This window comes from Ruegeria sp. AM2 (assembly GCF_056540685.1).
Window position 1 is genome coordinate 43,094 of the sequence record NZ_JBQFXE010000016.1, and the last position, 6,723, is coordinate 49,816.

7 protein-coding genes are annotated in these 6,723 nt (G+C 52.7%); 5 read left to right on the plus strand and 2 right to left on the minus strand.

Features of this window, described 5'->3' with window-relative positions; translation table 11 throughout:
• Positions 1-318: 318 nt before the first annotated feature.
• On the minus strand, positions 319-726 hold the full coding sequence (locus tag ACR0CR_RS19575; RefSeq protein ID WP_480602464.1) for a thermonuclease family protein: 408 nt from the start codon (positions 724-726) through the stop codon (positions 319-321).
• 93 nt (positions 727-819) lie between these two features.
• Positions 820-1,161: a hypothetical protein gene (locus ACR0CR_RS19580; RefSeq protein ID WP_480602467.1), complete on the minus strand. Its 342-nt coding sequence runs from the start codon at positions 1,159-1,161 to the stop codon at positions 820-822.
• A gap of 362 nt (positions 1,162-1,523) precedes the next feature.
• Between ACR0CR_RS19580 and ACR0CR_RS19585 the strand changes: the two genes are divergently transcribed.
• From ACR0CR_RS19585 to ACR0CR_RS19605, 5 genes are all read left to right on the plus strand, one after another.
• Positions 1,524-2,342: an acyl-homoserine-lactone synthase gene (locus ACR0CR_RS19585; protein ID WP_480602470.1), complete on the plus strand. Its 819-nt coding sequence runs from the start codon at positions 1,524-1,526 to the stop codon at positions 2,340-2,342.
• Between the two features lie 114 nt (positions 2,343-2,456).
• On the plus strand, positions 2,457-3,230 hold the full coding sequence (locus ACR0CR_RS19590) for a hypothetical protein (protein WP_480602472.1): 774 nt from the start codon (positions 2,457-2,459) through the stop codon (positions 3,228-3,230).
• A 385-nt stretch (positions 3,231-3,615) separates the two neighbouring features.
• Positions 3,616-4,887: a helix-turn-helix domain-containing protein gene (locus tag ACR0CR_RS19595; protein WP_480602475.1), complete on the plus strand. Its 1,272-nt coding sequence runs from the start codon at positions 3,616-3,618 to the stop codon at positions 4,885-4,887.
• A 208-nt stretch (positions 4,888-5,095) separates the two neighbouring features.
• Positions 5,096-5,758, plus strand: coding sequence for a helix-turn-helix transcriptional regulator (locus tag ACR0CR_RS19600; protein ID WP_480602478.1), 663 nt, complete (start codon positions 5,096-5,098; stop codon positions 5,756-5,758).
• Positions 5,759-5,978: 220 nt separating this feature from the next.
• On the plus strand, positions 5,979-6,723 hold a 745-nt coding region (locus ACR0CR_RS19605), incomplete at its 3' end, for an AAA family ATPase (RefSeq protein ID WP_480602481.1).

Below are 6,723 nucleotides of genomic sequence, written 5' to 3' on the forward strand. Positions count from 1 at the left end.
AATAGGTCAGCATAGTTTACATAATAATGATTATGGGGCGTATTTCGGGCTTGCAGATCGCACGCCTGTCGGACCCCTGAAAACCGCTCAGAAGTCGCTATTGCATTCCGAAGTCTGGGCATTGACTCCGGTGCATTTGCCGTCCTTTTTAGGAGCAGCATCGAGGGTTGCTGTTTTCTTCATCGTAACGGTTCTCTCTTGATGTTGAGGAATGCCCCGGGCTTGGGGTGTTTCTGGTCCTGTCGATTGCGCCAACAACCGACAGGACCGTTATTCGCTCGATTGATTTCCTTCCTTTTCCTGCATTCCAGTCTCCACTCAGATGCACCAGGACCGGCGCTTGCCACCGTGATAGGGTCGCGCAAGACCTTCAGAAATCAGGATAGGCCCGACATTCTGTCCAGCCACGCGCCCGACCGCCAGAAAACGACCATACTTGTCCGGGTCCGGCTGAATGACCAACTTGATTTGGCCCGCCGTCTCGATGAGTTCCGCCAGCCGAGCTTTTGCTTTCAGGCCCAGTGCCTTTTCGGCAGCACATCGCGCGCGATACGTCTCAGGCGTATCGAAGCCTACCAGCCGATACCGATCCTTCCCGTGATCGATGGTGTCACCGTCTACGGCGATAACCTCTGTGGCACTCAGAACCTTTGTCGTATGGCTGATGTAGCGATCTGCGACCACCAATCCAGCCAACACCGCGCAAGAGAGAAGGAGCTTTTTCATGCGCCCTGCCCCCTTGGGTCATCAATTGGCCCCGTTCCAATAGAATTTATGCGGTTGCGATCCTCAATCTCAAGTTGAGGCGGCCAAGAGTAGTCAACTTGAACCGTTTTCGAACACTGCGTCAGGGTCAACCTTGCAAACACCGGTCTCACCCTCCACATCCGGGATGGCAACAACCGTCGCGCCCAGCGAGGTAGCCAAATTGTAAACACCGTTCACCGTTTTGACGACGCGATGCTCGATGTTCCTCTGTACGACAAGGACTTGGCGAACGAACTCGCCTCCTTGTTTTGATCTGACGAAGAATTTCCATTCGCCGGTGATGGAGCCCTTCGACTGGGCCACTGGCGCGGTACAGTCTATTTCCAGTATTCCACCATCCCGCAACGCTTCCCGAAACCCATTTTCCAAAAGCACAGGTGTTAGTTCTCTCATAGGTTGCGGACTCCACTCGTTCACGGGAGTCTGTACTAGGGCATTGAGCCAATATGAAGTCTCTAAGAGCCATAATGTAACGATTGCTATCAGGGGATTTTGATTAAATCAATAGTATACTGTTGATGCGTCATAGAAACTTTGCTGCAAGAGATCAAAAATTAGGCAGAGCGGGATTTACCCTGTTTTTTCTAGGCTTTTGAGTGTCAAGACAAAATTCGTCCAACCTAACCAAAGAATAACCCACCTAACCAAAGGATAGGTCGTGCCTCGCTTCGCTTTACGGCACCTTTCCCCATCAAATAACAATGCTTCAACCGTGGCACGAGTGTTGCCAGGATCGCTACATACGGGAGTCAAAGGTGCAATCAGGAATTGAAGTGAAGGTCATCCCTTTCAATTGTGATGGCGAAGACGAAATCTACCGGCAGCAGTTCCACAGGATGCGCAGCAAGGTGTTCTGCGAGCAAAAGGGCTGGGATCTGGGCAGCATTTCGGGGTGCGAATACGACGAGTACGATTGTCATCTGACCAAGTACGTTCTGGCTATCGATACAAAGAACAAACAGGTTATAGGCGGTGCCCGACTACTCCGAACGGACCGAGAGGAATACGTAAGCGCTATTAGCCCAGATCCAAACTCGTACATGATCCGTGACGCATACCTGCAGCGCATCGAGGGCATCCCGTCGAACCTCTGCTTTTTGCCGCCCCCTGTCTCCGCAGATACGTGGGAACTGACACGGATTATCTCGAATGGGAAACTCCGTATCGCCCCACACATTTTGCTGAAGGCCAATGAGTACCTGCTGTCCGTAGGAGCTAAGTCCTGCTTGTTCCTCGGCCCGCCCAGCTTCATGCGCATGGCAAAAATGATGGGCTTTTCGCCACGCGCCATGGGCAACCTGGTATCTGACCAGCATTCAACATTCTTGGCGTTTTTCACTGATGTTCGCGAAGCTCCGAGACAGCCGAAGATCCAAGCAGCTCAACTCATTCGAAATCGTACCTGCGGCAACCCGGTTGCGGAACTGTTCAATGAACAACGCGACCGCGTTGGCATCGTATTCAAGTGGAATACGGGCGAAGAACAAGTTCGCTGGTCAATACCATGGGAAGGCAAAGAGCCCGAAGCTGCCGCCTTCATGAGGGTGGAGCTTCCGGCAGCGCTTGCATCATAAGTGCAGTATTGATTGCTAAAGGTGTCTAATGATGGCAAAAAGATATCTGTTAAGCGATTGATGTAAGATTGTCACTCGCAACCAAGATATGAATCCAAATCAGAGAGGATTGCCATGACTAAACTGTCTAACTCAATCAAACTCGCGCTTTTGGTATCTTCGTCCGCCATCGCTGTACCAACAGAAAGCGACGCCTACCCTATCGACTGCGCTATTTTCCTTTGCCTTGCCGGCGGTTGGCCGAGCGATCCGGATTGCAACGCCGCACGCGCCGAGTTCATCAGGCGCATAACCCCCATGCCCGTCGAGCCGCCGCTTCAACTGTGGCGCTGTCCGATGGGAGCCGCCACGGGCGCATCCAACCTTTCGCCGATGCAACGCCTCGAAGCCATCAAGGAGAACAGCGCCAATCCATTGCCGGAACTACCCGCAGTCAATTCGGAAAGCCTTCAAGTTGTAGAGGTGTCATATACTGCCGAGGCCTGGAACGTATTGGGCGCTGCACAGGTAGCCGTTTGGAAGCCACTCGCTGCGACGGGTATCCCTTGGGAAAACCAAGGAGACGGCCCCCCTTCCCTTCTGACGCCCACTCCGGCAAACGTGAACCTCTCATCACCGGATTTCGATGTTGTCCGTTCAATTCGCGTTTTTGATGTTCAACACTACAGTTTTCGCGAAAGAGAACGTGATGGACCCTGCGAAGCCCGGCTAAGAATGCACGGAGGGTCTTACGACGAGTACGCTAACTTCCATTGGCGCAGAGGCGCTCCAGGCCCAATGCCCAGCTGGATACCATTGCGCAGAGAATGCGGGGCCTATTTCCGTGGCGTCGGCGTCGAATGGACAGACAGTATGGGACACTACGGCTACGAGCTGGTCCCATATTAACCGACACAAAGTATAGGCGAGCACTGAGACCTCGCCTACCACTTCTAGCGGGCCAAGCCCGATGCTGGTAGGGTCAAAGGCATATGACAGAGAGAATCGGAGGGAGTTTCCAAGCGCCTTAAAATAAGAACCCCCGCAAGGCGGGGCCTCTACGGGGGGGATCTGTAAATCAGCGTTTGGTCACCTGATTTATAGCTTACCTCCCACAAGACAGGCAAGAAAAAAACGCATGTGTGCGAACAGAAAAGTTTTGCCTGCTTTTGAGGCCCGATCCGCCTTGCTTCACGAACGAGGAAGCGAGCATGAAAACGAAAAAACAGGCGAACTACGCCCCCCAAAATGACGCGCAAGTCTGCTGCGCGACGCAGCGTGTGAGGTCTCAGGCATGAGTTTCCGTCACATCGCAACGGCTCAGGCGCAGCCCACAACACGCTATCACAACGGTTTGCCCGAAGCCTGGAACCGTGACCGGTTTCGTCAACTGTGCGTTGTCTACGCTCAGATCATGGGGCTATCAGCGCAGTGCATTCGAACACTTGAAATCATCATTGACCTGATTTCTCCGACTGCCTTTCGGGACGTTTCACAAGAACCGTTCTGCTATGCCAAACAGGAAACGCTCATCGCCATGCGCGGCCTGACAGACAAAACCATATACAACCACGAGCGCGAGCTGGAACGCATCGGCCTACTGGCTCGCAGGCTTGGCGCGAATGGTGCCAGATGCAAGCGCAAGGGCCTTGGGCTTTACCTGACCCCTGCCCTGAACCTCATTCCTGATATGCTGGACGCAGAGGAACGGGATCGAGCAGAGAAGAAGCAGCACGACGAGCTGCGTGGAGACCGCTCGCGGCTGTATCGCTACGTCAAGGTCACTTTGACCACTCTGGCGGCGCTCCCCTGCCCTCCTGAAGCCTCTGACGAGCTTATGGACGAGTTTCGGTCATGGCCGCGCTCTGACAAGCTGAAGTACATGACTCTGGAACGCCTCGCTGCGCATGTCCAGGCAGCACATGATCTGTGGAAAAGAGCCGAATCCTTTGTGAAGAAACCCACCAATATTTCGGGTGAACCCGAAGCTGGTTTCGGGTGTCATATACAAGACCAAATTGAAGATAACATTTTGTCCTGTAACGCTGATGGCGAGATAACAAGGCCCTCGGCTAACGCCTCGGAACCAAATTGTTCAGGCTCCGGGCCTGACGGCCCTCCGCATTGCTTAGAAAGCAAGTATGAGGCGGATTCCGAAGCACACAATCCCGAAAAGCTGCCCAAAATCAGCAACAGGCTGTTTTATGAGCTTGCTTCACCGGAACTGCGAATGCACATCGACATCGCTGGTGGCGGGATGGAAAACCCCAACCCGACTTGGTATGACATCGAGACAGGCACCTGGACACGATTGTCGGAAGTAGGCACCAACATTTCCGTATGGCAAGACGCTATCGCCCGGCTCAAACCTTTGGGAGCTATGGTTGCTGGTTTGATCGCAGACGCACGGTTGTCAGATCCGAAGCAACCCCCTGTCGTAAATCCAGGCGGGTACTTCCGGGGAATGCTGAAAGCCGACGAACGAGGCGAGCTGAACCTGATTTCCAGTTTTATGGGGCTGTTGGCCCGCCGCGCCAAGGAGGACGAACAAAACCTAAGAATGTGATCGAGGTTCTATCACACTGTTGTGAGCGGTTCGTGGCCGACGGCCGGTGCACACATCTTAAAAGGTTGTATTCATGGCTAAAAACACCAACTATCGCCCCCCCTACCCGGCCCTATGGTCAATTGCGGGGTGAATAAGTGGCAGGACTTCCCCTTTTCACCTTCTCGTTGAAGTTGTACCCGGTGTTAATGTTTTGGAGCTTGGTTGTTTGTACGATCCAAATAAAGTTAACGGTCCCATAGTTACGGTGGCGCAGCCTACTAACGTCGGCAATTATGTCGAAGACCGAAAGTGGTTGGCTGGTCTTGCCAACGCTGGCTTCACTCTGGTCATCAACTACACCGCCCTCGGCTTCAAATACTATGACAGTACGTTTGATGAGGACTGGCAGCGTGAATACATGGAGAACAACTATGTATCCAAAGATCCGATCGTCTTAGCGGCGCTGTCGTCGGTTTCCATGACGAAGAGATGGTCGGAAATACGACTACCCGACCCCTGGAAAGTATTTGGTGCCAGTGCAAAGTACGGGCTGATTTATGGCGCTTCATTGAGCCGAACCAGGCGTTTTCGGAAATCCATGCTTACCGCTTCCCGCTTTGACAGGGAGTTTACCGACGAAGAAATGTCGAGTATTTCTCTGTGGTTTGACAATTTCGTTGATCTGGCAGCCGAGATTGTTGAGCTCACAGATAAGGAAGTCGAAGTAGTACGCCTTTTGGCTATGGACAAGAGTGTTAATGACATCGCCGACGAGTTGGAACTTACGCCTGCAGCAGTGAAAGCGCGCCTCAAATCCGCGAGAAAGAGAGTTGGGGCGCGAAGCAACAATAGTCTGGTAGACAAGGCCACGCGTAACAATCTTTTATGAAACTTATGTTTGGCGGCAATTATCGCTGTTTTCGTATTACAATTTAACAATTCCCAGCCGTGAATCCGGCGGCACTTCACAATTGTGAAGTAAGCCACCCCACCTCCAATGCTAGCTAAGAAACCTTCGCCTATTGCAAAAACCGTTGACATGAATCGGCTCTTCGGGTCTCACTGCAAAGTAGAGCGGTAAACGCCAAACCGAGCATATTGAGGTAACTATGATTCCGACCAACCCGATTGCGTCGACATCCCCCGTGGATATTGCGTCAGAGATCAGCACGCGCTTGAACATGGCGATCAAGGAACACTTGCTCGCTGCATACGCTCCAGACTCTACAAAGCAACTACGACATTTCCCCGCGACTGAAGTTTGCGACCTTCTTGATATCAGTCATCAATATCTTAGGAAAGCGACAGTCGAAGGAAAAGTGCCCGAAGCATCGGAAATACGCGGTGGCCGCCGCTACTATTCAGCACAAGAGATCCTTCAGCTTCGGCGCGATCTGGACAGCCACGCCAAGAGACCGGGTCGCTACGTGCCCAGCCGTCGTGATGATGAACATTTGCAGCGCATTCAAGTGATGAACTTCAAAGGAGGCAGCTCCAAGTCGACAACTTGTATTCATCTGGCTCACTACCTTGCGCTTCAGGGCTATCGGGTGCTGGCGATCGATCTGGACCCGCAAGCCTCACTGACATCTATGTGTGGGCTTCAGACGGAACTCGATCAGGATATCGAGACTGTCTACGACGCGATCACCTACAACGATCCCATACCGATGCGTGACGTTGTGAGACAGACATATTTCCCAAATCTATCGGTCGCGCCCGGAGGGCTGATGCTCTCCGAATTCGAGACAGAAGCAGCAAAGCAGAACAGCCTTGATGAGCCTTTTTTCATGCGATTGCACAATGCTATCATGAGCGTCGAGGCTGACTATGACGTGGTAATAATCGATAGCC